This is a genomic window from Variovorax sp. PEI5 (assembly GCF_056679935.1).
Genome location: NZ_CM155257.1, coordinates 692,004 through 718,506, shown reverse-complemented (window position 1 = coordinate 718,506; position 26,503 = coordinate 692,004). Strand labels below are relative to the sequence as shown.

Below are 26,503 nucleotides of genomic sequence, written 5' to 3'. Positions count from 1 at the left end.
GGCGGCCGCGCAGTCGTGCAATCATGGCTCTCGTGCGCGGGACGATGTGTCCGCCCTCCGACTTCCGTTCATTCATTCCAGGAGCTTTCCATGACCCAGTACGCCACCATCAAGGGCCTCGTCACCTACACCCCGGGCGACGGCCTGCCGATCCCGATCCCCGAGGGCCGCATCGAGGTCATCGAGGCGCCCGACAGCATGACGCTCGGCTGGGAGGAAGCCGAAGGCGTGGTCGGCTCGACCGCCATGCCGCGCACCCAGTTCGAGGAATATGTCGAGGCCGGCAAGATCACGATGGAATCCTGATTCGACGGCTCAATCGTCGACGGTCGGCGCCGGTGCCTTGCGGCCACGCGCCGCCTTCTTGGCCGCGCGCGCCTCGTCGAGGCGGCGGCCCTCCTCCATCCAGTCCGCGAACTCCTCGGGCGTCTCCAGGGTGACGCCGCCCAGGCTGCCGTCGCGGAAGGCCTGCATGGTGAGCTCGGCCGCCTTCTGCAGGTTGACGCGGCCCTTGCCCAGCAGGGCGCCGCGCTTGCGGCCGATGGCTTCGAGGATCTCCTCGTCCTTCATGGTGGCGATGGCCGCGGCATCGCCTTCGAGCCCGAAGCGCCTGGCCAGCGCATCGGCATAGGAACGCTTGAGCACGTCGAGCAGCTCGAGCGCCACCTCCTCCTCGTCGTACGCGTTGCGGCCGATGGCGCCGCTGGCGGCGAGGTTGTAGCCGGCCTTGGCGGCGAGGATGCGCGGCCACAGCATGCCCGGCGTGTCCCAGAGATAGAAATCGTCGGCCAGCGTGATGCGCTGCTCCAGCCGGGTGATGCCGGCCTCGTCGCCCGTCTTGGCCTTCTTGCGGCCGCCCGCGAGCGTGTTGACCAGGGTCGACTTGCCGACGTTGGGGATGCCGCAGATCAGCACGCGCATCGGCTTGGCCATGCCGCCGCGCAGCGGCGCCAGCGCGTGGCAGGCGCCCACCAGCTGCTGCACCGCGTTGGTCTGGCTGGCGTCCAGGCCGATGGCGCGCGTCTCGGCCAGGGCGTTGTAGTGGGCCAGCCACCGGGCGGTGCGCGCGGGATCGGCGACGTCCTGCTTGTTGAGCACCTTGACGCCCGGCTTGTGGCCGGTGAGCTCGGCCAGCATGGGATTCGCGCTCGAACCGGGCAGGCGCGCATCGAGCAGTTCGATGACCACGTCGATGTCCTTGATGCGTTCGCCGATCGCCTTGCGCGTCAGGTGCATGTGACCGGGAAACCACTGGATCGCCATCGAGGTGTCTGCTTTCGTTCGTCGTCGTTCGGGGAGGTTGCAATTGTGAATGAATGCACGCGCCACCCCTATGATGACGGCCCAGCCCTGGCAAAGCGCCTCGCCGGTGCGGCGCCAGTCCCGTTCCCTTTCTTGCCGGAGTCGTCCATGAAGCCCGTATCCGCCCTGCTCCAGCGCCGCGCCAACAGCGGCTTGTACAGCACCAGCCCCGACGCCACCGTCTTCGATGCCCTGCAGGTGCTGGCCGACCACGAGGTCGGCGCGTTGGTCGTCCTGCGCGGCGATGCGCTCGCGGGCGTGTTCTCGGAGCGCGACTACACCCGCAAGGTGGCGCTGCAGGGCCGCAACTCGCGCGATGTCAAGGTGGCCGACATCATGACCGCCAACGTCTTCACGGTGGCGCCGGACACCCCGACGCAGGACTGCATGGCGCTCATGAGCCAGAAGCGCATCCGCCACCTCCCGGTGGTCCAGGGCGACAAGGTCGTGGGCATGCTCTCGATCCGCGACCTGATGGACGACCTGATCGCCGACCAGGAGCAGACCATCGACCAGCTGCGCACCTACATCCAGAGCTGAGACACCCGACGCGTCCATGAACACCACACCCCATGCCTGGCAGTTCTTCCGCGCGGGCGGCGTCGATCAGGTCGTCATCCGCACCGGCGCGGACATCGCGCGCATCGGCCAGCTCGACCAGAAGCTCTGGGTGGCACTGGCCTGCCCGACGCGCGGCATCGAGTTCGATCCCCGCACGCTCGACCTGATCGACACCGACCGCGACGGCCGCATCCGCCCGCCCGAGCTGATCGCCGCCTGCGAGTGGGCCTGCGCCCACCTGAAGGATCCCGACGAGCTGATCCGCGGCGGCGACGAGATCGCCCTCGACGCCATCGCCGACGTGCGCGACGAGGCCGATGGCGCGACGACGCCGCTGGCCGACGAGGCGCGCCGCATCCTGCAGCTGCGCGGCAAGGAAGGCGCCACCACGCTGGCGCTGGCCGACGTGACCGATCGCGCCCAGCTGCTCGACGCCATGCGCTTCAACGGCGACGGCATCGTCCCGCCCGAGAGCGCCGACGACGAGGCGGTGCGGGACGTGCTGAACCTGGTCATGAAGACGCAGGGCCAGGTCAAGGACCGCAACGGCCTCGATGGCGTCAACCGCGAGCAGGCCGAGGCCTTCTTCAAGCAGGCGCAGTCGCTGCAGGACTGGTTCGCCGGCGCCAGCGGCGACGCGCCCGATGCGCCCACGCCCGGCGAGACCGCGCTGGCCGCCGCGCAGGCGGTGGGCGCGGTGCGCGAGAAGGTCGACGACTTCTTCGCGCTGTGCCGCGTCGCGGCCTACGACCCGCGCTCGGTGGACGCCCTCAATCCCTCGATCGAGACCTACGAGGCGCTGGCCCTGCAGGACGTGGCCGTGCGCGCCGATGGCATCGCGCGGCTGCCGCTCGCCCCGATCGCGGCCGGCCGCGCGCTGCCGCTGCGCCAGGGCGTGAATCCGGCCTGGGCCGATGCCCTGTCGAAGCTGCAGCGCGATGCCGTGCGCCCCTTCGTGCGCGCCGATGCCGAGACGCTCGACGAGGCCGAATGGACCATCCTGCAGGAGCGCGTGAAGTCCTCGCGCAGCTGGCTCGCGGCCAAGCCCGAGACCAAGCTGGGCGCGCTGTCGGCCCAGCAGGTGGAGGACGCGCTGGCGCAGCGCGACGCCGTGATGGCGCTGATCGAGGAGGACGAGCGCATCGAGCCGCACAACGCGCGCCTGGCCGACCTGGAGAAGCTGCTGCGCTTCAAGCGCGACCTGCTCCTGCTGCTGACCAACTTCGTCTCGTTCAAGGCCTTCTACCAGCGCGAGGGCGCGATCTTCCAGGCCGGCACGCTCTACCTCGACGGCCGCAGCTGCGAGCTGAGCGTGGAGGTCGCCGATGCCGCCAAGCACGCCGCGCTCGCCGGCCTGGCCAAGGCCTACCTGGCCTACTGCCAGTGCACGCGCCAGGGCAAGACCATGACCATCGTCTCGGCCTTCACGGCGGGCGATGTCGACTTCCTGTTCGCCGGCCGCAATGGCGTCTTCTACGACCGCCAGGGCAACGACTGGGACGCGACCATCACCAAGGTGATCGAGAACCCGACCAGCGTGCGGCAGGCCTTCCTGTCGCCCTACAAGAAGTTCCTGCGCCTGATCGAGGAGCAGGTGGCCAAGCGCGCCGCCGCCAGCGATACGATCGCCCAGGGCTCGCTCAACACGCTCGCCACCACGTTGACGACCGCCGACAAGGCCGCCGCCACGCCGGCCGGCGCCACCGCCACGGCCAATGCCGCCGCCGGCGCCATCAAGCTGCCGGCGCGCATCGACGTCGGCACCGTGGCCGCCCTGGGCGTGGCATTGGGCAGCATCAGCGCCGTGCTGGTGGGCATCTTCGCCAAGTTCGTCGACCTCGGGCAGTGGATCCCGGTGGCGGTGCTGGGCATCGTGCTGGCCATCTCGGGCCCGAGCATGCTGATCGCCTGGCTCAAGCTGCGCCAGCGCAGCCTGGGTCCGATCCTGGATGCGAGCGGCTGGGCCATCAACGGCCGCATGCGCGTGAACGTCCGCCTGGGCGGCTCGCTGTCGCAGACGGCGCACCTGCCGTCGAACTCGCGGCGCAGTCTGCGCGACCCCTATGCCGAGCGCCATGGCGTGGCCCGCACCATCGCGGCGGTGGTCGTGGTGCTGGCGCTGGCCGCCGTGGCGTGGCGCTTCGGCTGGCTCGATTCGCTGCTGCCGGCCGGACTGCAGCGCGGTCAGCCGGTGGTGGTGGTGCGCCCGGCCTGAGGACCGGCTCCCGGCGCCCGTCGAGCGCCGTGGCGGCGCCTCAGCGCCGCGCCGCCGCCATCGACTTGCCGACCTCGACGGTGCCCTGCGCGGCGCCGCTCTGCGGCACGGTCTCCCCGCCCCGGTCGGTGACCTGGTCCAGGCGTGCCGCCAGGCGCTCGGCCGCGTCGTCGTGCAGGCCGACGAACACGCCCTGGGTCAGCGTCACGTGCGCCGCCTCGAAGCCGCCCGCGCCGGCGCACAGCACCGTGCGGTTGGGCGCGTCCTGCGACGCCAGCACCAGCATCGCCGGCACCACCGCCTCGGGCTGGAGCGCGGCCAGCACCTCGGGCGGCATCAGGTCCTCGGTCATGCGCGTGGCCGCCGTCGGGGCCAGGCAGTTGACGCGGATGTCGTGCTTGGCGCCCTCGATGCCCAGGGTCTGCATCAGTCCGACCAGGGCCATCTTGGCGGCGCCGTAGTTGCTCTGGCCGAAGTTGCCATACAGGCCCGAGGACGAGGTCGTCATGACGATGCGGCCATAGCGGCGCTCGGTCATGTGCGCCCAGACCGCCTTGGTGCAGTTCACCGCGCCCATCAGGTGCACGTCGACGACGCGCCGGAAATCGTCCAGGTCCATCTTGGCGAAGGTCTTGTCGCGCAGGATGCCGGCGTTGTTGACCAGGATGTCGACGCGGCCCCAGGTGTCGATGGTGGTGGCGACCATGGCCCGCACGGCATCGAAGTCCGTCACCGAGGCGCCATCGGCGATGGCCTCGCCGCCGGCGGCGCGGATCTCGTCGACCACCGCCTGCGCCGCGCTCACGGACCCGCCCGATCCATCGCGCGCGCCGCCGAGGTCGTTGACCACCACGCGGGCGCCACGCCGCGCCAATGCCAGCGCATGGGCCCGGCCCAGGCCGCCACCCGCGCCGGTGACGATGGCGACGCGGCCGGAGAAATCGATGTTGCTCATGGAAAGGAACGCCTTCTCGCGATCGAAACAAACAAGCCCGGGGTTGTAGCGCAAAGCGGCCTCGTGGACGGCTGCGCAGGTGACATCGCCAGCGTCATCGACCGCCGCCCGCCGCCACGGGTTCAGGTGGCGCGATGGGCGGCCTCGCAATAGGCCAGCAGCTGGTCGATCTCGGCCGACTTGTCGAAGAAGGCATCGGCGCCCAGGGCGCGCGAGCGCTCGCGCATGTCGTTGGTGGCGTAGTTGCTCAGCACCACCACCTTCTGGTGGGCGGCGCGGTCACGGCAGGCGCCGACGACGCCCAGGCCGTTGCCCTGCTGCAGGAACAGGTCGACGATGGCCAGATCCCACTCGTCGTGATGGTCGTGCAGCCAGTGCACCGCCTCGTCCTCGGTGCTGGCGTGGGCGACCACGGTCGTGTCGGCGACGTCTTCGAGGAATCCGACCAGGTTTTCTCGGATGACCGGGTTGTCTTCGACCAGATAGGTCCTGAAAGCCATGAGTGAATGGGGCAAAGTGATCGCGCTGGAGCGCTGGATGAGGGGCGTGGCGCCATGATGGGCAGCGCACCATTCCGGGGATGGTGGGCCGGGCAAGCCAATCAGGGTAGGCCACCTCCTACCGCGTCCGTCCGCCGCGCGGTCGCGCGCGTCCGCGTCCTCATGCCGTGACCACGGCGCGCCGGGGGCGCCCGGTGCCCGATCCCTTGCCCAGCCGCGCCGGCGACACGTACTGCTGGCGATAGATCTCGAACGGCATCGTGTCGCCGGCCTCGACCTGCTTCTGCGCCTCCACCGAGGCCGCGCTCTCCTGCTCGAACTGCGCCTGCCTGCTGCTCGACAGCGGCGTGGCCAGCAGGGTGGCGCGGGTGGCCTCGGAGCGCGCGCCGACGAACTCGGTGAACGAATCGCCATGCTGCCCGGCCATGACCGCGAGCACCCGCGCCGATGGCAGGCGGTCGGGATCATCGAGCGCGGCGACGGCCGCCTCGAGTGCTTCCGCATGCAGCCGGCCGCCGTGCGCGGCATCCATCGCCGCGGCGATGGGCCGGCACTGCGCGACCAGTTCGCGGCCCCAGTCGACCAGACCGATCTCCTGGCCGTCGCGCAGCAGCCGCAGGCCCGGCTCGCGGCCACGCGCGGCCGTCAGGTGCTGGTTGTGCGCCAGTTCGGCGATCTCCTGGGGCGTGTCGCGCGGACTGTCCTCGAGCAGGCAGTGCAGCAGGAAGACATCGAGGAAGCGGATCGTCGGCGCCGCGATGCCGACGGTCTCGAACGGATCGAGGTCCATCAGGCGCACCTCCACGTACTCCACGCCGCGCTCGCGCAATGCGTGCAGCGGGCGCTCGCCCGGGTGGATCACGCGCTTGGGCCGGATGGTGCCGTAGAACTCGTTCTCGATCTGCAGCAGGCTGGTGGCGAGCTGGTTGTACTCGCCGCCCGGGTTCTGCACGCCGATGGATTCGTAGGCCGGCCAAGGCCGCGTCAGCGCGTCCTGCAGCGAGGCCGCATAACCCTCCAGGCCGTTGTAGCTGACCTCCAGCGAGGCCTGCGCCTCGCTCTGGTAGCCCAGGCGCCCCATGCGCAGCGAAGTGCCGTGGGGCATGTGCATGGTGCTCTCGCCGATCGGCTGGAGCTCGTGCGGTCGGCCATCGACGAAGCTCGAGCACAGCGCCGGCGAGGCGCCGAAGAGATACAGCAGCAGGAACGCGTGGCGCCGGAAGTTGCGGATCAGGCCGAAGTACTGCTCGCTCGACACCTCCGGCAGCGACCAGTTGTAGTGGATGCCCGAGATGGTCTGCATGCGCCGGCCATAGCGGTGCCCCAATCCCATGCGGTAGACGCTCTTGGCCCGTCCGACATTGGAATTGCCATAGCGCCCGATCGGGATGGTCTCGTCGGTCGGCAGTCCGCAGGGCATGCTCGACACCCACAGCCGCTCGTCGCCCGCGGCGTCCAGCACGGCATAGGTGAAGCGATGCACGTCGGTCAGCTCCTCGAGGGCGGCCTCGACGCTGCCGTGCACGCCGGTGATGAGCTCGACCTGGGATTCGCTGAAGTCGGTCGTGATGTGGGCGTGCGTCAGGGCCGAGCCCAGCGCCGCCGGATGGGGCGTGAGCGCCAGCAGGCCATCGGGCTGCGCGCGCAGGCTTTCCTTCTCGATGCCGCGGCGCATGCCTCTTAGCCGGTCGGGCGCAAGCGCCGCCAGCCGCTCCTGTAGTTTGCTCATTGTTTGGGTCGCCCGTCGAACGTCATGGGGCTGGAAGTTAGCATTTATGCGCAGGGGCTGCTGCCGGAGGTCATCCCTTCCTGGCCCGGGCGCGCCGGTCGAGCCGGCCGCCCTCAGGCGCGCGCCAGCACGCGCCGCAGGAAGGCCTCCAGGTCGGCGATCTCCTCCATCGAGACCGAGTGCTCGATCGGGTATTCGTGCCACTCGACCGCATGGCCGAGTTCCTCCAGCAGCCGGCGCGTGGCCGCCGCGCGCGCCGGCGCGACCACGCCGTCGCGCGAGCCGTGCGCGAGGAAGATCGGCGTCTCGCGATTGGCCGCGCTGCGCTCGGCCGCGGTCGTCGGCGCCAGCGGCAGATAGCCCGACAGGCCGACGATGCCCGCGAGCCGCTGGCCATGGCGCAATCCGGTCAGCAGCGCCATCGCGCAGCCCTGCGAGAAGCCGGCGACGACGATGCGCTCGGCCGGGATGCCGCGCGCCACCTCGGCCGCGATCAGCGACTCGATGGCCGCGCGCGAGGCGTGCAGGCCGGCGGCGTCCTCGGGCTGGCCGGGGCCGGCGATGTCGTACCAGGCCGGCATCGGATAGCCGCCGTTGATGGTGACCTTCATGACCGGCGCGTTCGGGAACACGAAGCGCACCGGACCGACCGACGACAGGTCGAGCTCGCGCGCGATCGGCACGAAGTCGTTGCCATCGGCGCCCAGGCCATGGATGACGATGATCGATGCGACCGGATTCGGCGCGGTCAGGAGTTCGATGGGAGGCAGGGGGGCGGTGGACATGATCGGACCTCGAAGGGAAAAAGTACGACCCGAACCTTAGCCTACCGCCTCGATGCCACGCCGCCGCGGGGACTAGGCTGGGGCTGCGCCGCGACGCGGACGCCACCCCTCACCCACGACCGAGAAGCCCCCCCGATGACCGCCTCACACGACCTGCACGATCCCATGTCCTCCGATCCCCGCCCGGAGGCCCCGTCCGTTTCCACGCCCCTCGACGCCGCCACCGCGCCAGCCGATGCGCCGGTCCGGGCCGACACCCGCGACGCGCCCGCCGCGCCCTTCGTCAAGGCCAAGTTCGACGGCCTGGTGCTGGTCTGCGGCCAGTGCGAGAAGCGCAGCAGCGGCCCGTCCAAGCTCACCGCCAAGGACGCCCGCAAGAGCCTGAAGAGCGCCCTGGGCGCCCAGCGCTCGCGCCTGCGCATCGTCCAGTCGTCCTGCCTGGGCCTGTGCCCGAAGAAGTCGATCGCAATCGCGGCGGCGGCCCAGGGCTCGCCCGCGCTGCTCGCGGAAGTGCGCAACGAGCGCGAGTTGAAGGCCGTCGCCGCGCGCCTGGCGGGGCGCTCCGAACCCACCTGAAACCACCGGGGGCCGCAGGGCCGCCGCGCGTGGCCTTCGCGTCGCCGCGCGACCCGAACGGTGGAATTCTTCGGTATTCACCACCGTTCGACAGTGCTTAGGACGTGACTTTTCTCACGCCAAAAATCGCGTGAATACCCTAGCTTCCGGCTCTCGAATCGTCACCGAATGTGACTTGAAACGTAAAAACAGGACAGCGGCTGTGGTCGTCAAGAACGCCGAGCCGCGCCGGAGCCGGTGACCGGGCCCGAGGGCCGATCACTGGTCGTTTCGACGTCACTTTCAGGAGATGGACATGAAGGCTTTTTCTCATTCTCGATTCAGGTCCCTGGCTTGCGCCGCGGCCGTGACCGCCGCCCTGGCGGCGTTGGCCGGCTGCTCGTCCAGCGGTCAGCTGGGCGCATCGGCGGGCGGCGAGAGCAGCGCCTCGCCCGGCGGACTCGGTGGCGGCAACAAGGACGGCGCCGCCGACAACCAGGGCGGCATGAATGGCGTCGGCGAGAGCAAGGACACGGCGGGCAACTCGGGCGGCACGGGCGGCACGGGCGACTCCGGCGGCGTGGCGGGCGGCGGCGGCACCGGAGGCACTGGCGGCAGTGGCGGCACCGACGTGGCCGGTGGCACGGGCGGCACGCCCGGCGGGATCCCCGGCGGCGTGCCTGGTGGAGTCCCCGGCGGCGTCCCTGGCGGCATCCCGGGCGACGGCACGGGCACGCCCACCGTCGTGGCCTCGGCCGGCGGGCAGTTGCTGGACAAGGCCGGCCAGGTCGTCACGGGCGCCGGCCAGGTCCTCGCGGGCGCGGGACAGCAGCCGGTCGTCGGCGGCGTGCTGGCGAACGCGGGCGCCACGGTCGGCAGCGCCGGCAGTGCCGTCAGCAGCGGCCTCGGACAGCTCGGCACCGGCCAGGACACGGTCGGCCGCACGCTCGCCGGCCTGCCGGCGGTGGTCGACGGCGCCGGCGCGACGGTGTCGAGCACCGGCACGCTGGTCGCGTCGATCGCCGATGGCACGCCGCTCGGCGTCGTCACGGATGCGGCCGGCGGCGCGGTGAACCGGATCGGTGGCGGCGTCGGCACGCTGGCCGACAAGCTCGACGGCCTGGCCGGCGCGACCACGGTGCGCCAGGTCACGAGCGGCGTCAGCCAGGTCGTCGCCCGCATCGACAGCCTGCCGACATTGACGCAGCGGATCGGCGACGGCACGGGCATCGGCCAGCCGGTCGATGCGCTGGTCGACGGCGTCGGCGCGCGCATCCAGCAATTGCCGGGCGGCTCGCTGACGGCCCTGACGCAGCCCCTGGGCGCGACCGTGGCCAGCGTCGGCGGCCTGGTCACGTCGACCTCCACCGGTGGCGCTGGTGGCGCGGGCGGCATCGCTGGCGGCCTGCCCGGCGCGCTGGCCGGCGTGACGGGAGCGGTCGGCGGCACGACGCCGGGCGGCCTGGTCGGCGGCGCGGTGGCCGGCCTGCAGAACACCATCGGCAACGTCGCGGGCATCGGCGGCGCCACGGCACCGGGGACCGGCGTGGTCGCGGGCATCGGTGCCGGCGCCCTGGTCGGCGCGGTGAACGTGGGCGGCGTGGCGGGCGTGGGCGCCGGGGTCGGCACCGGCGCGACGCCGGGCGTGGTCGGCGGCGCGCTGGCGGCGGTCGGCGGCCTGGCCGGTGGTGCGCTCGCCGGCGGCGCGGGCACCCCGGGCGGCGGCCTGGCGGCGCCGGTGACGCAGCTGGCGACGGGCCTCGCCTCCGGCATCGGGGCCGCGGTCCCGGCGGTGGTGTCGCCGGTGGTGGCGACGGTGGCCGCGGTCCCGGTCGCGACGACGGTCTCGACGGTCGCCGGCGGCGTCGGCGCGGTGGCCGGCCAGACGGCCGGCCTGGTCGGCGGCACCGTGGGCGCCCTGACCGGCGGCTCGGCCGGCGGCGCCACGGGTGCGACCGGTGGTGGCCTGCTGGTCGGCGCCGGCGCCGTCCTCGGCCTGGGCGGACGCGGCATCGCGAAATGAGCGGACGCGCCATGCCGATTCCATTGCTTCGTGTCGGCATGGCGTTCGCGCTGGCCGGCGGTGCCATGGCCGTGCAGGCCCAGAGCACGCGGCCGGGCAACCCGCTGGACCAGCTGCCCGCGCCCGCCGCGGTGCCGGCGCCGCGCGATCCGGCGCCACGGGTCGAATTGCGCGCGCCGGCCGGTCCGGGCGCCGGTCGCCTCGACCAGCGCCTGACGCCATCGCGCTTCGACATCGAGGGCGTGCGCGCCCTGCCCTTCGCCCGCGTCGCCGCGCTGTTCGCGCCGCTGGCCGGGCAGCCGACCACGGTGGCGCAGCTGGTGCAGCGCGCCACGGAGGCCAGCGCGCTGTATCGCGAGGCCGGCCATCCGCTGTCCTTCGTCTTCGTGCCCGACCAGACCTTCGCCGATGGCGTGGTGCGGGTGGTGGCGGTGGAAGGCTATCTGGCGAGCCTGCGCATCGAGGGCGAGGCCGGACCGGCCGAAGCCAAGGTGCGGGAGATCGCGGCGCCGCTGCTGGCCGAGCGCCCATTGCGCCAGGCCACCTTCGACCGCGTGACGCAACTGCTGGCGCGCCTGCCCGGCATGACGGTGGCGGCCACCGCGTCGATGCCCGGCACCACCGATGGCGCCACCGCGCTGGTCCTCAAGGTCACGCGCCGGCCCTACGACGTCTCGCTCGGCGCCGACCTGCGCCAGCCGCGCTCCCGCGCCGTCCTCAACGGCATCTGGAACGACCCCTTCGTCGCCGGCGGACAGCTGAGCGCCTCGACCCTGGTGGGCGACTTCTCGCGCGAGCGGCTCTTCACGCTCGGCTATACGCAGCTGGTCGGCCCGGACGGGCTGGCCTGGCGCGCCAGCCTGACGCGCTACAGCGGCTATCCGGACAGCCGGCTCGGCCCCGGCGCGCCGATCGAGCGCCACAACACCAACCGCCGCGCCGAACTCTCGGCCAGCTATCCCCTGCGGCTCGATGCGCACGGCAGCCTGACGCTCAACGGCGGCTTCTATGCCGTCGACAACGCCGACGACTACCGGGTGCCGGCCAATGGCGCCACCCTGAGCGAGGACACGCGGGTGCGCGCGCTGTTCGCGCAGGTGGCGTACGTCGACGCCACGCCCGGCCGCACCCGCAGCGCCGGCGCCCTGCTGGCCCAGGGCCTCGACGCCCTCGGCGCCCAGGCGGTGGTGCGCAGCAACATCGCCGCGCTCAATGGCGACAGCCTGGCGCGGACCCGGTTCACGCGCCTCGCGCTCGACGCCAGCCAGCGCGACCGCTTCGGCGGCGGCTGGGGCACCGGGGTGTCGTTCGGTGGCCAGTACAGCGGGCAGTCGCTCGCCGCCTCGGAACGCATCGCCTTCGGTGGTCCGCGCTTCGCGCGCGGCTATGCCCCGGGCGATGGCGCGGGCGACACCGGCTGGGGCGTGGGGGTCGAGGTGAACCGGCAGTTCGGCTTCGAGACGAAGTGGCTGCGGCAGGTCGAACCCTATGTGCTGCTGGAAGCGGCCCGCGTCTCGACGCGCCTGGGCGAGCCGGCGCCGCGCGATCTGCGCTCGGTGGCGCTCGGCCTGCGGTTCTCCGATGCGCGCCACTACAGCATCGACGTCGCACTCGCCAGGCCCACCGGCGACGCGACGCTTAACAACCCCCAGCGCAAGGCGCGCGTCAGCCTCCAGCTGAGCTACCGGCTGTGAACGTCCGGCCCGGCCCCGGGTGCGCTCAGCGCGCCGTGGCGGCCTGCCGGCAGCGCTCGACGTTGCGCGCGAACAGGGTCGCCAGGCCGGGCTCGCAGACCGGGCTGGCCGGCACCAGCCGGCACAGGCCGACCACCACGTAGTCCGACACCGCCGTGGTGCAGGCCGCGTAGGGCGCCAGGTCGGGATTGGTGCGGGTCTTGAAGTCCCAGTCCTCGGAGAAGGCCACCATGCGCGCGGTCGCGCCCTCGAAGAAGTCGCGGTCGTCGGCGCGCACGGCCGCTTCCATGCGCGGCAGCTCGTCGTCGAGGAAGCGCATGGCGGCGGCCGGGAACAGCGCCGGATCCTGCGGCGGCAACTGCGCGCGCGCCGGCTGCACGGCCAGCAGCGCGAGCGCGGCCAGCAGGCCGGCCACGCCGCGCCGGCCACGCATGGACATCCGAATCGTCATGGGCACTCCCCTAAACTCCCGGTCATGGCTTCTCCTTCCTCCCGACCGCCGCGCATGCTCGAGCGCGGCATCCTGTGCGTGCTGATCGGCATCGCCGTGCTCCTCGGTCCGCGCTTCCTGCAATCCCCGATGTGGCGCGACATGGTCGGCGGCGCGTACCTGGTCGGCTGGTTCGCGCTGGTGCTGGGCCTGGCGCTGATCGCGGGCGAACTGCTCAAGCGGCTGCGCGGGCGCCCGCGCTGAAGGTTGCCGCACCGGCCGCGGGACAGATGGGACGCCGCCACCATCGAGCCGGCCCGCCTCAGTGCCGGCCGAGCAGGCGCTTGGCGCCCTCGACCACCGCCAGCACCACGGCGCCGGCGGCGATGCCCACGGCCGCGTTGGCCAGCATCGAGCCGATCGAACCCACCAGGCCGCCGATGCCGGCCGCCCAGGCCTCGACCGCATGGCCCACGGCCGGCACGCCATGCACCAGGATGCCGCCGCCGACCAGGAACATGGCGGCCGTGCCGACCACCGACAGCGCCTTCATGAGCCATGGCGCCGCGGCCAGGATGGCGCGGCCGAGGGCGCGCGCGGCATTGCCGGGGCGCCGGCTGAGGTAGAGCCCGGCATCGTCGAGCTTGACGATGCCCGCCACCAGGCCATAGACGCCGGCCGTCATGACCAGCGCGATGCCGGTCAGCACCGTCACCTGCGTGCCGAACGGCTGGCCGGCCACGGTGCCCAGCGTGATGACGATGATCTCGGCCGACAGGATGAAGTCGGTGCGGATGGCGCCCTTGACCTTGTCCTTCTCCAGCGCCACGACATCGACCCGGTCGGCGGCGACGGCGCGCGCCAGGCGGGCCTCGTCGCTCTCGCGTTCCTTCGGATGCAGGAAACGGTGGGCCAGCTTCTCGACGCCCTCGAAGCACAGGAAGGCGCCGCCCACCATCAGCAGCGGCGTGATGGCCCAGGGGGCGAAGCTGCCGATGAGCAACGCCGCCGGCACCAGGATCGCCTTGTTGATGAACGAGCCCTTGCACACCGCCCAGACCACCGGCAGTTCGCGGTCGGCCTTGACGCCGGTGACCTGCTGGGCATTGAGCGCGAGGTCGTCGCCCAGCACGCCGGCGGTCTTCTTGGCCGCGAGCTTGGTGAGCACGGCGACGTCGTCGAGGACGCTCGCGATGTCGTCGATCAGGAGGAAGAGGCTGGAGGCCATGGAGAAGCGGTACCGGGGAGGAAAAAGAGCGGCGGAGCTTAGCGCGGCCACGCGGCCCGCCGGCCAAGACCCGCGACCGTCCTACGGCCCGACGCGCCGCGCCGGCCGGCCATGGCGGCGCGGGCGCGGCCTCAGACGACGCTGCGCTTGAGGCGGATCTCCTCGATCTTCACGGTGCCCAGCGCGGTGGTCTTGGCGGTCTTCATCTCGCGCTTGAAGCCGGCGAGCTCGAAGAAGCGCATGGCGCGGTCGTTGCGCAGGGGCACCCACAGCGTGACGGTGGTGCAGCCCTCGTCCTCCAGCCCTTCGCGCGCGGCATCCCACAGCGCCACGCCCACGCCCCGGCCCCAGTGCTCGGGCTTGATGTGGAGCGCCCAGATCTCGCCGGTGGTCGAGGGCGTCTTGGGATCGCGCGAGCGGTCGAAGCCGACGAAGCCGACGATCTCGGTGCCGCGCACGGCGACCTGCACCTGCGGCTCGCTGAACTCGATGGCCTCGCGCCACTTGGATTCGCGCGTGGAAGGCGCGAGGGTGCGCAGTTCGTCCTCTGGGAGGATGCCGGCATAGGCGGCGTTGGCGGCGGCGGCGTGGACTTCGGCGATGGCCCTGGCATCGCGCATCGTGGCAGGGCGGACTTCGTAATCAGACATGGAGGACAGACAGGAAAAAAGAGAAGGAAAGCGATCGGTGGCACCAGCGCGCGGAGGTCGCGCGCACCGGCCCCGCGACGGCACCGGCGGCGCCGGGATCCGACGGCTCGCCGGCGTCCGGCGCGACCGGCGCCGAGCGCAGCGGCCGCGGGGGAATCAGAGACCGTCGCGGGCCGGCTATTGTCGCCGCGCCGCTAAACTGCCCTTCCACGTTTTCCCCATCGCATTCCCGGAGACCTCCCATGGCCAAAAGTCAGCAACGCAGCAACAAGGAAGCCAAGAAACCGAAGAAGGACACTTCGCCGCCCAAGCTGCCCTCCTCCAACGGCGAACCGGTCGTGCGCACCATGACCACCGCGGTCATCCCGCGCGGCAAGCTCAAGGACAAGTGAGAAGCGGCGGGCCCCCGGTGACGCAGCCATCCCCGCCCCGCCCGCCGGCCGCCGCGACTCCCGTGGCCCCGGCCGCCCAGCCGCGCAACCCGCTGCACGGCCTGACGCTGGAGGCCATCGTCACGGCGCTGCAGGCGCACTACGGCTGGCCGGGCCTGGCCGAGCGCATCCCGCTGCGCTGCTTCACCAGCGATCCCAGCATCGCGTCGAGCCTGAAGCTGCTGCGCAAGACGCCGTGGGCGCGCGAGAAGGTCGAGGGCCTGTACCTGTTCATGCTGCGCGAGCAGCGGCGCGACGCGGCGCGCGCGGACGACGCCCGATGAAGGCGCGCCTGGCGTCGCCCGAGGTCGAGTTCGCCATCGCGCCGGCGCAGACCGTGCTGCGCGCCGCCGAGGCCGCCGGCATCGACCTGCCCAGCTCGTGCCGCAACGGCACCTGCCGCGCCTGCATCTGCCTGCTGACGGCCGGCCGGGTGCGCCACATCATCGAGTGGCCGGGCCTGAGCGCCGAGGAGAAGGTCGAGGGCTGGTTCCTGCCCTGCGTGGCCGAGGCGCTCGACGACATCGAGATCGCCTCGCCGCTGCTCTAGCGCGGCGCGCGGTCCCCGACTCCCCGCGCTCCGGCTCCGGAGACTCAGTTGACGATGCGGTCGCGTCGGGCCAGCGACGGGAACAGCCTGAACCAGGCCAGCGCCACCGCGACCGTGCCGACGCCGCCCAGCACCACCGAGCCGACCGGCCCCAGCAGCGCCGCCGTGGCGCCGGACTCGAACTCGCCGAGCTGGTTGCTCGCGCCGATGAAGATCGAGTTGACCGCACTGACGCGCCCGCGCATCGCATCCGGCGTCTCCAGCTGCACCAGCGTCTGGCGGATGACGACATTGACCATGTCGGCCGCGCCCGAGATCGCCAGCGCGATCAGCGACACCATGAAGCTGCGCGAGATGCCGAACACGATCATGCAGACGCCGAAGGCCGCCACCGCGATCAGCAGCGTGCGCCCGACGCGGCGCTCGATCGGCCGGCGCGTGAGGATGATCGAGGCCACCAGCGCGCCCACGGCCGGCGCGCTGCGCAGCAGGCCCATGCCCCACGGACCGGTGTGCAGGATGTCGCGCGCATAGATCGGCAGCAGCGCCACCGCGCCGCCCAGCAGCACCGCGAACAGGTCGAGCGAGATGGCACCCAGCACGGGCTTGCGGCGCCAGATGAAGTCGACGCCGGCGAAGATCGTCGCCAGGGTCACCGGCTCGCGCACGCGCGCCGGCTGCACATAGCGCAGGCCCGCCACCAGCACCCCGCCGATGGCGAACAGCAGCACGCTGGCGCCATAGACCACGCCGGTGCCGGCGGCGAACAGCAGGCCGCCGAGCGCCGGCCCGCCGATGATCGCGCCCTGCATGCCGGCCGAGCTGAAGGCCATCGCGCGCGGCAGCATCAGTGGCGGCACCAGCATCGGCGTGAGCGCCTGCTGGGCCGGCATCTGGAAGGCCCGCACCGCGCCCAGCACCACCGACAGGCCGAGCAGCAGGGCGCGCGAATCGTGGTTCTCCATGTGCGCCAGCAGCAGCGTCAAGGCGACCAGGCCCTGCACCGCGAAGCACACCGCCACGATGCGGCCGCGATGGTGGCGGTCGACGATGTGGCCGGCGTAGAGCGCCAGCACCAGCGCCGGCGCGAACTGGTAGAGCCCGACCAGGCCGAGGTCCCAGGCGCTGGCCGTGAGGTCGTACATGTGCCAGCCGATCGCCACCAGCAGCATCTGGCTGGCCGCCGTGCCGAACAGTCGCGCCATCCACATGCGCATGAAGGGACGCTCGCGGGTCAGGTCGGAGAAGCTCGGTGGTGCCAGGGCCTCCGCGGCGACCTGGGGGCCGCCATCGCGGGCGGAAGCGGAGGGGGGAACGGCATCGGGCATCCGATCGAGAATAGCCCATGCTCCCCGACCCAGGCCCGCACTCGGCCGTTCCGCCCTCGCCCTGCCCCGGCCCCGCGCCCTTCGCCCACCACGAGGACGCGCACCTGCTGGTCCTGGACAAGCCCGCCGGCCTGCTGTGCGTGCCGGGACGCGGCAGCGACAAGCAGGACTGCCTGAGCGCGCGCGCCCTGGCGCGCTGGCCGGATGCGCGGGTGGTGCACCGGCTCGACATGGCCACCAGCGGCCTGGTGCTGATGGCGCGCGACGCGGCGACCCAGCGCGCGCTGGGCGACGCCTTCGCCCGGCGCGAGATCGACAAGCGCTACGAGGCGATGGTCGATGGCGTGCCGGTCGCGGACCCATCGACCGCGGCGGCCCCCTCGGACGCCGCGGACGTGGAGGACCTGGAGGACGTGCCCGGAGCGGCGGGCTGGTCGGTGATCGATGCGCCGATCGCGCCGGACTGGCCGCGTCGCCCGCTGCAGAGGATCGACGCCGCCGGCAAGCCGAGCCTCACCTGGTGGCGCCTGCTCGCGACTTCGACGGACCGGCGCGCGAGCCGGCTGCTGCTGGCGCCACGGACCGGCCGGACGCACCAGCTGCGGGTGCATCTGGCCGCCATCGGCCATCCGATCCTGGGCGATGCGCTGTATGGCGATGCCGCCGTGCGGGCCCGCTCACCTCGCCTGCTGCTGCACGCGAGCGTGCTGGCGCTGCGGCATCCGGCCACCGGCGCGCTGCTGCGCTTCGAGAGTCCGGTGCCGTTCTAGGGCGGCCCGGTGCGGCGGGCTCACTCGCCCTTGACCACCAGCACCGGCATCGGCGCGTCCTGCAGCACGCGCTGCGTGACGCTGCCCAGCAGCAACTTCTCGATGCCGGTGCGGCCGTGCGAGCCCATCACGATGAGATCGGCGCCGAGACCGACGGCGGTGTCGACGATGCCCTCGTGCACGACGTGCCCGTCGACCACCCGCTGGTCGCTGTGCAGGCCCTCGGCCGCCAGGGCCTCGACGCCATGGGCCAGCGCCGCGCGGGCACTGGCCGTGGCGGCGGCGAGGTACTCGTTCTGGCCGAGCGCGTAGTCGGCGCCGACGCCGATGAAGGGGTAGTTGTCGATGACGTGGATCAGCGTGATGCGGCTGCCGAAGGCCAGTGCCAGGCCGCTGGCCTTGCTGACCGCCAGCATGGACGTCTCGGAGCCATCGATGGGAACCAGGATGTGATTGAACATGGGCGGACCTGTGCGGCGAAAGCCAAAGGCCGCAATTTACCCTGCCTGCGTGTCGCCCTGGAAGCCGCCCCGGCGGCAGGTGACGACCAGCGTGTCGCGGTGTCCGCCGGCCAGATGATGGCCGTCTCGATCGGACAGCGGCTGGATCGGCGTCGACTCGTGGATCACCCGGGCGTCGTCGAGCAGCAGCAGGCTCCAGGGCGCGGTCAGGGTGAAGCGTTCGCCGCGCGGGCCGTCGGCCTCGAAGACGCGCGTCTCGCCGCCCCGGATGCCCTCGCGCGCCACCAGCATCACCGCCACCAGATCGACACCATCGCGGTGCGCGCCCTCGGGCGTCGGCCGGCCGATGCCGCCGGCGGTGTCGATGCGGAACTGGTGCGCCTCGACGAACCAGGGTCGCGCGCCATGCAGTTCGCTGGCGACATCGGCGATGCGGCTCAGCAGCCGCCGCCAGGCCGGCCGCGCCACGCTGTCGGCCTTCATGGGCGCGAACCAGCGATGCATGCCGCCATGCAGGGCGTTGTATTCGACCGGCTGCCAGTGGGCGCGCTGGGCGACCGGCGTCACCGCGTCGCCATCGACCGCGAAGCAGGCATGGCGCCGCTGCCGGTAGCGCCCGCCATCCTTCAGGTAGGCATCGGGTGGCAGGTCGTCCCAGTCGACGCGCAGCGCGTCGAGGTCCTCGAGCGGCAGGCCCAGCCATTCGGCGACACCGGACGGCGCCAGCACGGCATAGCCCTGGCTGCGCAGCAGTCCGGCGACCTCGGCCGGCGCGGCGGCCGGCGGCGCGAAGGCGGGGGTGCTCATGGGTGGCCCGGCCAGCCGGACCGCACCGCCACGCGGGCGGCGCGCTGGCTCATGCCTCGACCTTCACGCCCTTCCAGAAGGCGACGCGATCGCGGATCTCGTCGGCCTCGGGCTTGGGATCGGCGTAGTACCAGGCCGCATCGGCGTTGAGCTCGCCGTTCACCAGTAGCGAGTAGTAGTTCGCCGCGCCCTTCCAGGGGCAGGTGGTGCGGTGGTTGCTGAAGGTGACGAAGTCGCGGTTGAGCGAATCGATCGGGAAGTAGTGGTTGCCTTCGAGCACGACGATGTCGTCGCTCTCGGCGATGGTGGCGCCGTTCCAGGTTGCTTTCATGTGATCTCCAGGGAGCCGCCGGCGGCGGCGCGGATGCATCGGGCGACGAGGTGTCGGATGCGTGGGAATGGTGTCATTGTGCCGCGCCGGGCGCCTGCAGCCAGTGGACGCTGAACAGGCGGTCCGCATCGGTCCAGACGGCCTTGGGCGTGAAGCCGGCCCGGACGGCCAGCGCGCGCAGGTCGTCGATGGTGAACTTGTGCGAATTCTCGGTGTGCAGGGTCTCGCCCTCGGCGAACTCGTAGGTCCGGCCCTCGAAGGTCACCGTCTGGCGCCGCCGGCTGACCAGGTGCATCTCGATGCGCCGGTGCGGCGCGTTGTAGAAGGCCGCGTGCGTGAAGCCGTCGACGTCGAAGTCGCTGCCCAGTTCGGCATTGGCGCGGCGCAGCAGGTTGAGGTTGAAGGCCGCCGTCACGCCCTGCGAATCGTTGTAGGCGGCATGCAGCACGGCCGGGTCCTTGACCAGGTCCACGCCCAGCAGCAGGCCGCCGCCACGCAGCAGCCGCGCGGCCAGCTGCAGGAACGACAGCGCCTCGTCGGGCGTGAAGTTGCCCAGCGTCGAGCCGGGGAAGAAGCCGACGCGCCGGCCGGCGCCCTCGCCCGGCGCCGGCAGCACCAGCGGCATCGTGTAGTCGGCCGCCACGGGCTGGACCGCGAGGCCCGGATAGTCCGCGCGCAGCCGCGCCACGGCGCCCTCGAGATGGTCGCCCGAGATGTCGATCGGGATGTAGCGGCGCGGCGCGTCGAGGGCATCGAGCAGCAGGCGCACCTTGGTCAGCGAGCCGGCGCCGAATTCGACGATCTCGGCCTGCGGCCCGATGTGCGCGGCGATCTCGGCGGCGGAGTCGGCCAGGATGCGCAATTCGGTGCGCGTCGGGTAGTACTCCGGCAGGCCGCAGATGTCGTCGAACAGCGCCGAGCCGCGCGCGTCGTAGAAGAACTTGGGCGAGATGCCGCGCGCCGGGCGCGCCAGGCCGGCGCGCAGTTCACGCGCGAACTCGGAGGACGCCAGCGCGTCGGCACCGGGTGCCGCCGGCGCGGCGAGGGTCTGGGCCGCCGCGGTCGCGGTGGCGTGGTGAGGGGTTCCTCGCATTCAGAGATCCTTGGCGAGGCGCAGCCCCGTGAATTGCCAGCGTGCCGCGGGCGGAAAGAAGTTTCGATAGCTCGGCCGCGTGTGGCCCGCGGGCGTCGCGACGCTGCCGCCGCGCAGCACCAGCTGCCCGACCATGAACTTGCCGTTGTATTCGGCCGCGATGCCCGGCGCCGGCCGGAAGCCGGGATACGGGTCGTACGACGAGCGCGTCCATTGCCAGACATGGCCGGTGGCCTGGCGCAATGCCGGGTCGGCGCTGGCCGCCTCCCACTCGAACTCGGTCGGCAGCCGGGCGCCGGCCCATTCGGCATAGGCGGCGGCCTCGTACAGGCTCAGCTGCGCCACCGGCTCGGCGGGGTCGAGCGGCCGCACGCCCTGCAGGCCGAAGACGTGCCAGTCGGCCTGGCCGACCTGCCCGTGGCCGGCCCATCTGGGATCGGTGGCGTCGAGCCAGTAGGCCGGCGCCTGCCAGCCCTGCGAACGCACCAGCGCCCAGCCGTCGGACAGCCACAGGGCGGGGTTGCGATAGCCGCCATCGGCGATGAAGCGGGCATAGTCGCCGCACGAGACCAGCCGGTCGGCGATGGCATGCGGCTGCAGCAGCGCCACGTGGCGCGGCGTCTCGTTGTCGAAGGCGAAGCCGGGGCCCGCGTGGCCGATCGACACCTGACCGCCGGGATGGGACAGCCAGCGCGTCGACGGCGCCGCCGTGGCCAGTCTCAGGGTCGGCGCCGAGGCCGGCTGGTAGGCCGGCAGCAGCGGGCTGCAGGAGAAGGCGTGCAGGATGTCGGTGACGAGCAGCTCCTGGTGCTGCTGCTCGTGCTGCAGGCCGAGCGAGACGATCGGCTCGATGGCCCGCCACAGGGCGTCGTCGGGTCGCGCCGCCGCCTCCAGCAGCCGCTCGACCCCTTCGTCGACATGCGCGCGATAGGCCAGCACCTCGTCGCGCGTCGGCCGCGTGAGGAGGCCGCGCTGCGGCCGCGGATGACGCGGGCCGAGCGCCTCGTAGTAGGAGTTGAAGAGGTAGTTGAAGCGTTCGTCGAAGGCGCGATAGCCGCTCAGGTGCGGCTGCAGCAGCACGGTCTCGAAGAACCACGTGGTGTGCGCGAGATGCCACTTGGTCGGGCTGGCATCGGGCATCGACTGGATGCACTGGTCTTCGGCCGAGAGAGGCGCGGCGCGGGCCAGGCTCTCGGCGCGCACGTCGCGGAAGGCGTCGCGCAGCGCGTGGGCGGTCGGCGCCTGGGGCCGGGGTAGCGTCATGGGATCTCCGGGGTCTCCTTGGGTGCGGTCGAGTGTCATCGACGCCACGGTGGAGGCCCCGTAGGACAAGCCCGCAGCCCTGCCGCGCGCAGGGCTTCCGCGCGGCGGGCTCCGCTCAGTAGGTCTTGTAGGGCAGGAACTTGCCCGACAGCACCACCTCGACGCGGTCGCCCTTGGGGTCCTCGCGGCGCTGGATGTCCATCGAGAAATCGATCGCGCTCATGATGCCGTCGCCGAACTCCTCGTGGATCAGGGCCTTGATGGTGGTGCCATAGACATTGACCATCTCGTACCAGCGATAGATCAGCGGATCGGTCGGCACGGCGCTCGGCAGCGAGCCCTTGTAGGGCACCGCCTGCAGCCATTTCTGGTCGTCGGCATCGAGGTCGAACAGCTCGGCGACGATCGCCGCCTGGCTGGAGGTGAAGGTCATCTGGCCCAGGCAGGCGGCCGTCGTCCATTCCTTGGACTGGCCCACCCGCTCGGCCACGCTGGCCCAGCTGATGCCCTTCAATACCTTGGCGGTGATGATCTTCTCGGTGACTTCGTTGCGGCTCATGGAATCGACTCCGGTTTCTTATGGAGCCGTCGGCCAAGCAAGTTACGTACCCCCGGCCGTCTCGCTCTCCTGCAGCAGGCGCCACATCACCTTGCCGGCGCCGCTCTTGGGCAGCGCGTCGACGAACTGCACCCGGCGCGGGATCTTGTAGACCGCCATGTGCTCGCGGCACCAGTCGATGATCTCCTGCTCGGTGGTGTCGCGATGGGTCGGTCGCAGCACGACCACGGCCTTGACCGATTCGCCGCGATAGGCGTCCTTCATGGCGATCACGCAGGCCTCCTGCACCGCCGGGTTCCTGAACATCAGCAGCTCGACCTCGGCCGGCCAGACCTTGAAGCCGCTGGCGTTGATCATCCGCTTCAGGCGGTCGGTCATGAAGAAATAGCCATCCTCGTCGACGCGCGCCATGTCGCCGGTGCGGAAGAAGCGCTGGCCATCGATCTCGACGAAGGCGGCGGCGGTGGCGTCGGGGCGCTTCCAATAGGCCTGGAAGACCTGCGGCCCGCGCGTGACCACCTCGCCCGACTCGCCCACCGGCATCTCCGCCAGCGTGTCCGGATCGACCACGCGCGAGTCGACGCCCATGAACGGGATGCCCAGGCATTGCTGCTTGGGATGCTCGAACGGATTGGCGTGCGAGGGCGCGGCGGTCTCGGTCAGGCCGTAGCCCTCCTGGTAGCGCAGGCCGTAGCGCTCGAACAGCCGCTGCGCCACGGCCTGCGGCATCGCCGCGCCGCCGCCGCCGATGTAGGTCAGGCTGCTCAGATCGAAGGTGTCCAGGTTGGGGCTTCCCATCAGGTCGATCACCATCGTGGGGATGTTGGTCCAGTTGGTGATGCGGCGCACCGAGATCAGGCGGCCGGCCACCTCGCGGTCCCAGCGCGGCATGATGACCAGAGTGCCACCGGCGTAGATGGCGGTGTGCATCATGCTGACGATGCCGGTGATGTGGAACATCGGCACCACCGCCAGCACCACCACCTCGGAGGACACCACGCCCCACAGCTGGCTGGCCACGGCGTTGTACATCAGGCTCGAATGCGGATGCACGCAGCCCTTGGGCAGCCCGGTGGTGCCGCTGGTGTAGGGCAGCAGGGCCATGTCGCCGGCGCCCACCACGTGCGGCGGCGGGGCGTGGCCGGCGGCCAGCGCGTCGCGCCAGTGCAGGCAGGTGCCGCCCTCCAGGGCCGGCAGCGGATAGTCGGCAGTGAGCCAGTCGCGCCAGGCCGGCGCCGGAGCCTCCTCGCCGGTGACGTCGCGGTCGAAGGCATCGGTGAACTGGGTGACGATCAGGTGCGACAGACGCTCGGCCGGCGGCAGCGCGTTGCTGGCCTTGGCCAGCTCGGGGGCCAGGTCGCCGGTGGTGATGGCGACCCTGGCGTCGGGGTCGACGATGTAGTGCTTGAGCTCCTCGGCGCGGTTCATCGGATTGACCGGCACCACCACCGCGTTGGCGCGCAGGATGGCGAAGTGCGCGATCACCAGCTGCGGGCAGTTCTGCATGTCGAGCACCACGCGGTCGCCGCGCCGCACGCCCAGCGCGTGCAGGGTGCCGGCCAGGCGCTCGGCCTGGTCCATGAAGTCCCGATAGCCGATGGCCCGGCCGAAGAACACCAGCGCGTCCTTGTCGGGATAGCGCGCGGCCGAGGTCGCCAGGTTGTGCCAGAGCGAGGTCGCCGGCACCGTGATCGCGCGCGGCAGGCGCCGCGGCCAGAACTTGAGATACGGACGGTCCATGAAGTCTCCCTAGAGCCCGCGAGCCTACGCCGCCGGGCCCGCGCCGGGCACCGGGAGAAGCCCCGAGCGCGTCGCGCAGGCGACGCGGCTCGGAACTCCGCCGCTATGGCAAGCTCCGACCCGCCATGCAACGACGCTCCCTCCCCTCCCGCCGCCTGTTCCTGCGCCTGGCCACCGGCGGCCTCGCCATCCCGGCGCTGCCGGCGTTCGCGGGCTTCAACTTCTTCCTCAGCGAATACACGGCCACGCGCGCCGAGCTGCAGGCGCAGATCGACAAGCGCTTCCCGGTGCGGCAGCGCTATGCCGAGCTGTTCACGGTCGAGCTGCGCGATCCGCGCCTCGGCCTGGATGCCCCGGCCAACCGCGCCGCCATCACCGCGCGCATGACCATCGGCAGCGCGCTGATGCAGCCCTCCAGCATCGAGGGCGTGGTGAGCCTGAGCAGCGCCCTGCGCTACGACGCCGCGGCGCGCGCGGTGCGGCTCGACCAGCCCAAGGCCGATCGCATCGAGCTGCAGGGCCTCGGCGGCGGCGATGCCCAGCGCCTGCAGCGCATCGGCGGCCTGGTCGCGCAGGAACTGCTGCGCGACTATCCGCTGGTGACCTTCAAGCCCGAGGACCTGACCGTCGGGCGCAAGACCTACGAGATCGGCGAGATCACGGTGCAGGCCGACGACATCAAGGTCGAGCTCAAGTGACGGCCGGTCGCCACGCCGCGCGCCGCGACCGCCCCCGCGCGCCGAGGGCACTGGCGGCGCTGCTCGGGCTGCTGCTGGCGGTGGGCGCGGGCACGGCATCGGCCTTCGACCTGCAGGCGCATCGGGGCGGACGCGGGCTGTGGCCGGAGAACACATTGGCCGCGTTCTCGCAGGCGCTGGAGCTGGGCGTCGACACGCTGGAGCTGGACATCGGACTCACGGCCGACGACGTGGTGGTGGTGTCGCACGACGGCGCGCTCAACCCCTCGCACACCCGTGGCGCGGATGGCGCCTGGCTGGTGGCCGAGGGAGCGCCGATCCGCTCGCTCACGCTGGCCGGACTGCAGCGCCACGACGTCGGGCGCATCAAGCCGGAGACGCCCTATGCGCGCCAGTTCCCGGCCCAGGTGGGAGGCGACGGCGAGACCATCCCGACGCTGGCGGCCGTGTTCGCCCTCGCGGCCGCGCGCGGCGCGACCACCGTGCGCTTCAACATCGAGACCAAGATCGATCCGACCCGGCCCGATGCCACGGCATCGCCCGAGGCCATGGTGGATGCCCTGCTGGCCGAGGTCGACCGCGCCGGCCTGGCGCGGCGGGTGACGATCCAGAGCTTCGACTGGCGCACGCTCGCGCGGGTGGCCGAGCGGGCGCCCGCCCTGCCGCGCGCCTACCTCACCAGCGCACGCGGCAACCTGCGCGACCGCCGCTGGACCGCCGGGCTCGATCCCGCCGCCTTCGCCTCGACGCCGGCCCTGGTGAAGGCCGCCGCTGGAGCGGATGCCGGCGCGGTGACGTGGTCGCCGTCCGCTGGCGACGTCACGGCCGACGCCGTGCGCGAGGCCCATGCGCTGGGCCTGGGCGTGGTGCCCTGGACCGTCAACGACCCCGTCGCCATGGCACGCCTGATCGGGCTGGGCGTCGACGGCCTCATCACCGACCGGCCCGACCTGCTGCGCGACGTCATGCGCGAACGCGGGCTGCCACTGCCGCCCCCATCGGCCGCGCGCTGAGCCGGCCATCGCGCGGCGATGGCGCTCAGGACGCCGAGCGCTGCAGCCGCATCGAGACCGAGAAGCGGTCGGCCGGGTGCACCGAGACCGAGACCTCGAACAGCTCGCCGGCGGCATCGAAGTAGCGCCGCACGATTTTCAGCGCGGGCGCGCCCACCGGCAACCGCAGCGCGGCCGCCATGGCGACGTCCTCGACGGCGCAGGCCCGCACCTCCTGGTGGATCTCGGCGATGTGGCGGCCATGGCGTTCCTCGATCAGGGTGCTGACGAGGATCTCCGGCGACGCCCGCACGACATCGGCCAGCTCGGCATGGACCGGATCGACATACACGTCGCTCCAGCCGATGGGGATGCTGTCGTCGTCGTCCATGCGGCGCAGCGTGGCGAAACGCAGCCAGGCGGTGCCGTCGGCGCAACCCAGCTCGCGCGCCAGCGGACCGGTGGCCGTCACCGGCTCGACCGACTGCACCACGCGCAGGTGATCGGCGCCGAACTGCACCAGGTCGTCGACCGAGGCCAGCGACGGCCGGAAGCCCGCGCGCGGCCGTGACGCCACCACGCGCGTGCCGACGTTCTTGCGCCGCGACACCAGTCCCAGGCGCTGCAGCTCGGCCAGCGCGGCGCGCACCGTGTGGCGGCTGGTGGCGTAGTGCTTGCACAGCGCCAGTTCGGTCGGCAGCAGCGTGCCGACCCCGAAGTGACCCGACACGATGGCATCGGTCAGGTGGCGGGCGATGTCCGAGAAGTTGGCCTTGGGGACCGCGGGTTGGGGCTTGGCGTTCATGTCGTGAGGGTTTACCCCGAATGTTGGTTATGTCCGAACATATTAGAG

At 71.9% G+C, this 26,503-nt stretch carries 30 protein-coding genes; 13 read left to right on the top strand and 17 right to left on the bottom strand.

Going from position 1 to position 26,503, the window contains the following annotated elements; all coding sequences use genetic code 11:
- Positions 1-90 precede the first annotated feature (90 nt).
- Entirely contained in the window at positions 91-306 is a 216-nt protein-coding gene (locus AC1MLT_RS03325) for a hypothetical protein (RefSeq protein ID WP_481033857.1), read from the top strand.
- A gap of 9 nt (positions 307-315) precedes the next feature.
- On the opposite strand, the gene ylqF is transcribed toward AC1MLT_RS03325, so the two are convergent.
- Entirely contained in the window at positions 316-1,263 is a 948-nt protein-coding gene (ylqF, locus tag AC1MLT_RS03320; protein WP_481033856.1) for a ribosome biogenesis GTPase YlqF, read from the bottom strand.
- A gap of 147 nt (positions 1,264-1,410) precedes the next feature.
- Here ylqF and AC1MLT_RS03315 point away from each other — a divergent pair, with 147 nt between their 5' ends.
- Entirely contained in the window at positions 1,411-1,842 is a 432-nt protein-coding gene (locus AC1MLT_RS03315) for a CBS domain-containing protein (RefSeq protein ID WP_481033855.1), read from the top strand.
- A gap of 16 nt (positions 1,843-1,858) precedes the next feature.
- Positions 1,859-4,078 (top strand): hypothetical protein, encoded by a 2,220-nt coding sequence (locus AC1MLT_RS03310; RefSeq protein ID WP_481033854.1) that lies wholly within the window; start codon positions 1,859-1,861, stop codon positions 4,076-4,078.
- A 40-nt stretch (positions 4,079-4,118) separates the two neighbouring features.
- Here AC1MLT_RS03310 and AC1MLT_RS03305 read toward each other — a convergent pair whose 3' ends face one another.
- The 4 genes from AC1MLT_RS03305 to AC1MLT_RS03290 form a co-directional block, all read right to left on the bottom strand.
- A complete protein-coding gene (locus AC1MLT_RS03305; RefSeq protein ID WP_481033853.1) occupies positions 4,119-5,033 on the bottom strand; it encodes an SDR family NAD(P)-dependent oxidoreductase in 915 nt (304 codons plus the stop codon).
- 122 nt (positions 5,034-5,155) lie between these two features.
- A complete protein-coding gene (locus AC1MLT_RS03300; protein WP_481033852.1) occupies positions 5,156-5,533 on the bottom strand; it encodes a response regulator in 378 nt (125 codons plus the stop codon).
- Positions 5,534-5,693: 160 nt separating this feature from the next.
- Positions 5,694-7,262, bottom strand: coding sequence for a glutamate--cysteine ligase (gene gshA, locus AC1MLT_RS03295; protein ID WP_481033851.1), 1,569 nt, complete (start codon positions 7,260-7,262; stop codon positions 5,694-5,696).
- Between the two features lie 113 nt (positions 7,263-7,375).
- Positions 7,376-8,047 carry an alpha/beta hydrolase gene (locus AC1MLT_RS03290; RefSeq protein WP_481033850.1) on the bottom strand — a complete coding sequence of 224 codons (672 nt, stop codon included), beginning with the start codon at positions 8,045-8,047 and terminating at the stop codon, positions 7,376-7,378.
- Positions 8,048-8,182: 135 nt separating this feature from the next.
- On the opposite strand from AC1MLT_RS03290, the gene AC1MLT_RS03285 reads away from it, so the two are divergent.
- From AC1MLT_RS03285 to AC1MLT_RS03275, 3 genes are all read left to right on the top strand, one after another.
- Entirely contained in the window at positions 8,183-8,623 is a 441-nt protein-coding gene (locus AC1MLT_RS03285; protein ID WP_481033849.1) for a hypothetical protein, read from the top strand.
- A 346-nt stretch (positions 8,624-8,969) separates the two neighbouring features.
- A complete protein-coding gene (locus AC1MLT_RS03280; RefSeq protein ID WP_481033848.1) occupies positions 8,970-10,625 on the top strand; it encodes a collagen-like triple helix repeat-containing protein in 1,656 nt (551 codons plus the stop codon).
- Between the two features lie 11 nt (positions 10,626-10,636).
- Complete coding sequence (locus tag AC1MLT_RS03275) at positions 10,637-12,319, top strand: ShlB/FhaC/HecB family hemolysin secretion/activation protein (protein WP_481033847.1); 1,683 nt, start codon at positions 10,637-10,639, stop codon at positions 12,317-12,319.
- Between the two features lie 25 nt (positions 12,320-12,344).
- Here AC1MLT_RS03275 and AC1MLT_RS03270 read toward each other — a convergent pair whose 3' ends face one another.
- Entirely contained in the window at positions 12,345-12,770 is a 426-nt protein-coding gene (locus tag AC1MLT_RS03270; RefSeq protein ID WP_481033846.1) for a hypothetical protein, read from the bottom strand.
- Positions 12,771-12,794: 24 nt separating this feature from the next.
- On the opposite strand from AC1MLT_RS03270, the gene AC1MLT_RS03265 reads away from it, so the two are divergent.
- A complete protein-coding gene (locus AC1MLT_RS03265) occupies positions 12,795-13,013 on the top strand; it encodes a hypothetical protein (protein ID WP_481033845.1) in 219 nt (72 codons plus the stop codon).
- Between the two features lie 58 nt (positions 13,014-13,071).
- Here the strand turns inward: AC1MLT_RS03265 and AC1MLT_RS03260 are convergent, their stop codons facing one another.
- A complete protein-coding gene (locus AC1MLT_RS03260) occupies positions 13,072-13,977 on the bottom strand; it encodes a DUF808 domain-containing protein (RefSeq protein WP_481033844.1) in 906 nt (301 codons plus the stop codon).
- A 131-nt stretch (positions 13,978-14,108) separates the two neighbouring features.
- On the bottom strand, positions 14,109-14,627 hold the full coding sequence (locus tag AC1MLT_RS03255) for an N-acetyltransferase family protein (protein ID WP_481033843.1): 519 nt from the start codon (positions 14,625-14,627) through the stop codon (positions 14,109-14,111).
- Positions 14,628-14,869: 242 nt separating this feature from the next.
- Between AC1MLT_RS03255 and AC1MLT_RS03250 the strand changes: the two genes are divergently transcribed.
- Genes AC1MLT_RS03250 through AC1MLT_RS03240 form a run of 3 tightly spaced genes read left to right on the top strand, consistent with a single transcriptional unit; the run spans position 14,870 to position 15,608 of the window.
- Entirely contained in the window at positions 14,870-15,019 is a 150-nt protein-coding gene (locus AC1MLT_RS03250) for a hypothetical protein (protein ID WP_429591616.1), read from the top strand.
- 17 nt (positions 15,020-15,036) lie between these two features.
- On the top strand, positions 15,037-15,342 hold the full coding sequence (locus AC1MLT_RS03245; protein ID WP_481033842.1) for a VF530 family protein: 306 nt from the start codon (positions 15,037-15,039) through the stop codon (positions 15,340-15,342).
- The gene (locus AC1MLT_RS03240) at positions 15,339-15,608 is read left to right on the top strand and encodes a 2Fe-2S iron-sulfur cluster-binding protein (RefSeq protein WP_481033841.1); all 270 of its coding nucleotides are present in this window, start codon (positions 15,339-15,341) and stop codon (positions 15,606-15,608) included. The genes AC1MLT_RS03245 and AC1MLT_RS03240 overlap by 4 nt, the downstream gene beginning before the upstream one ends.
- A 44-nt stretch (positions 15,609-15,652) precedes the next feature.
- On the opposite strand, the gene AC1MLT_RS03235 is transcribed toward AC1MLT_RS03240, so the two are convergent.
- A complete protein-coding gene (locus tag AC1MLT_RS03235) occupies positions 15,653-16,936 on the bottom strand; it encodes an MFS transporter (protein WP_481033840.1) in 1,284 nt (427 codons plus the stop codon).
- A 17-nt stretch (positions 16,937-16,953) separates the two neighbouring features.
- Here AC1MLT_RS03235 and AC1MLT_RS03230 point away from each other — a divergent pair, with 17 nt between their 5' ends.
- Entirely contained in the window at positions 16,954-17,706 is a 753-nt protein-coding gene (locus AC1MLT_RS03230) for an RluA family pseudouridine synthase (RefSeq protein ID WP_481033839.1), read from the top strand.
- Between the two features lie 20 nt (positions 17,707-17,726).
- Here AC1MLT_RS03230 and AC1MLT_RS03225 read toward each other — a convergent pair whose 3' ends face one another.
- The 7 genes from AC1MLT_RS03225 to AC1MLT_RS03195 form a co-directional block, all read right to left on the bottom strand.
- Positions 17,727-18,167, bottom strand: coding sequence for a universal stress protein (locus tag AC1MLT_RS03225; RefSeq protein WP_481033838.1), 441 nt, complete (start codon positions 18,165-18,167; stop codon positions 17,727-17,729).
- 36 nt (positions 18,168-18,203) lie between these two features.
- Positions 18,204-18,974: a 2OG-Fe dioxygenase family protein gene (locus tag AC1MLT_RS03220; protein WP_481033837.1), complete on the bottom strand. Its 771-nt coding sequence runs from the start codon at positions 18,972-18,974 to the stop codon at positions 18,204-18,206.
- Positions 18,975-19,023: 49 nt separating this feature from the next.
- Positions 19,024-19,305, bottom strand: a complete 282-nt coding sequence (locus AC1MLT_RS03215) for a DUF427 domain-containing protein (protein ID WP_481033836.1) — start codon at positions 19,303-19,305, stop codon at positions 19,024-19,026.
- A 73-nt stretch (positions 19,306-19,378) separates the two neighbouring features.
- Positions 19,379-20,398 carry an L-histidine N(alpha)-methyltransferase gene (gene egtD, locus AC1MLT_RS03210; protein ID WP_481033835.1) on the bottom strand — a complete coding sequence of 340 codons (1,020 nt, stop codon included), beginning with the start codon at positions 20,396-20,398 and terminating at the stop codon, positions 19,379-19,381.
- Positions 20,399-21,661, bottom strand: a complete 1,263-nt coding sequence (gene egtB / locus AC1MLT_RS03205) for an ergothioneine biosynthesis protein EgtB (RefSeq protein ID WP_481033834.1) — start codon at positions 21,659-21,661, stop codon at positions 20,399-20,401.
- A gap of 115 nt (positions 21,662-21,776) precedes the next feature.
- Entirely contained in the window at positions 21,777-22,220 is a 444-nt protein-coding gene (cynS, locus tag AC1MLT_RS03200; RefSeq protein ID WP_481033833.1) for a cyanase, read from the bottom strand.
- Between the two features lie 42 nt (positions 22,221-22,262).
- Positions 22,263-23,960: a long-chain fatty acid--CoA ligase gene (locus AC1MLT_RS03195; RefSeq protein ID WP_481033832.1), complete on the bottom strand. Its 1,698-nt coding sequence runs from the start codon at positions 23,958-23,960 to the stop codon at positions 22,263-22,265.
- Positions 23,961-24,085: 125 nt separating this feature from the next.
- Between AC1MLT_RS03195 and AC1MLT_RS03190 the strand changes: the two genes are divergently transcribed.
- Together AC1MLT_RS03190 and AC1MLT_RS03185 are read left to right on the top strand one after the other, a co-directional pair.
- Positions 24,086-24,658: a YceB family lipoprotein gene (locus AC1MLT_RS03190; RefSeq protein ID WP_481033831.1), complete on the top strand. Its 573-nt coding sequence runs from the start codon at positions 24,086-24,088 to the stop codon at positions 24,656-24,658.
- On the top strand, positions 24,655-25,671 hold the full coding sequence (locus tag AC1MLT_RS03185; protein ID WP_481033830.1) for a glycerophosphodiester phosphodiesterase: 1,017 nt from the start codon (positions 24,655-24,657) through the stop codon (positions 25,669-25,671). Before AC1MLT_RS03190 ends, AC1MLT_RS03185 begins: the two co-directional genes overlap by 4 nt.
- Positions 25,672-25,696: 25 nt before the next feature.
- On the opposite strand, the gene AC1MLT_RS03180 is transcribed toward AC1MLT_RS03185, so the two are convergent.
- A complete protein-coding gene (locus AC1MLT_RS03180) occupies positions 25,697-26,455 on the bottom strand; it encodes a GntR family transcriptional regulator (protein ID WP_481033829.1) in 759 nt (252 codons plus the stop codon).
- Between the last annotated feature and the right edge of the window lie 48 nt (positions 26,456-26,503).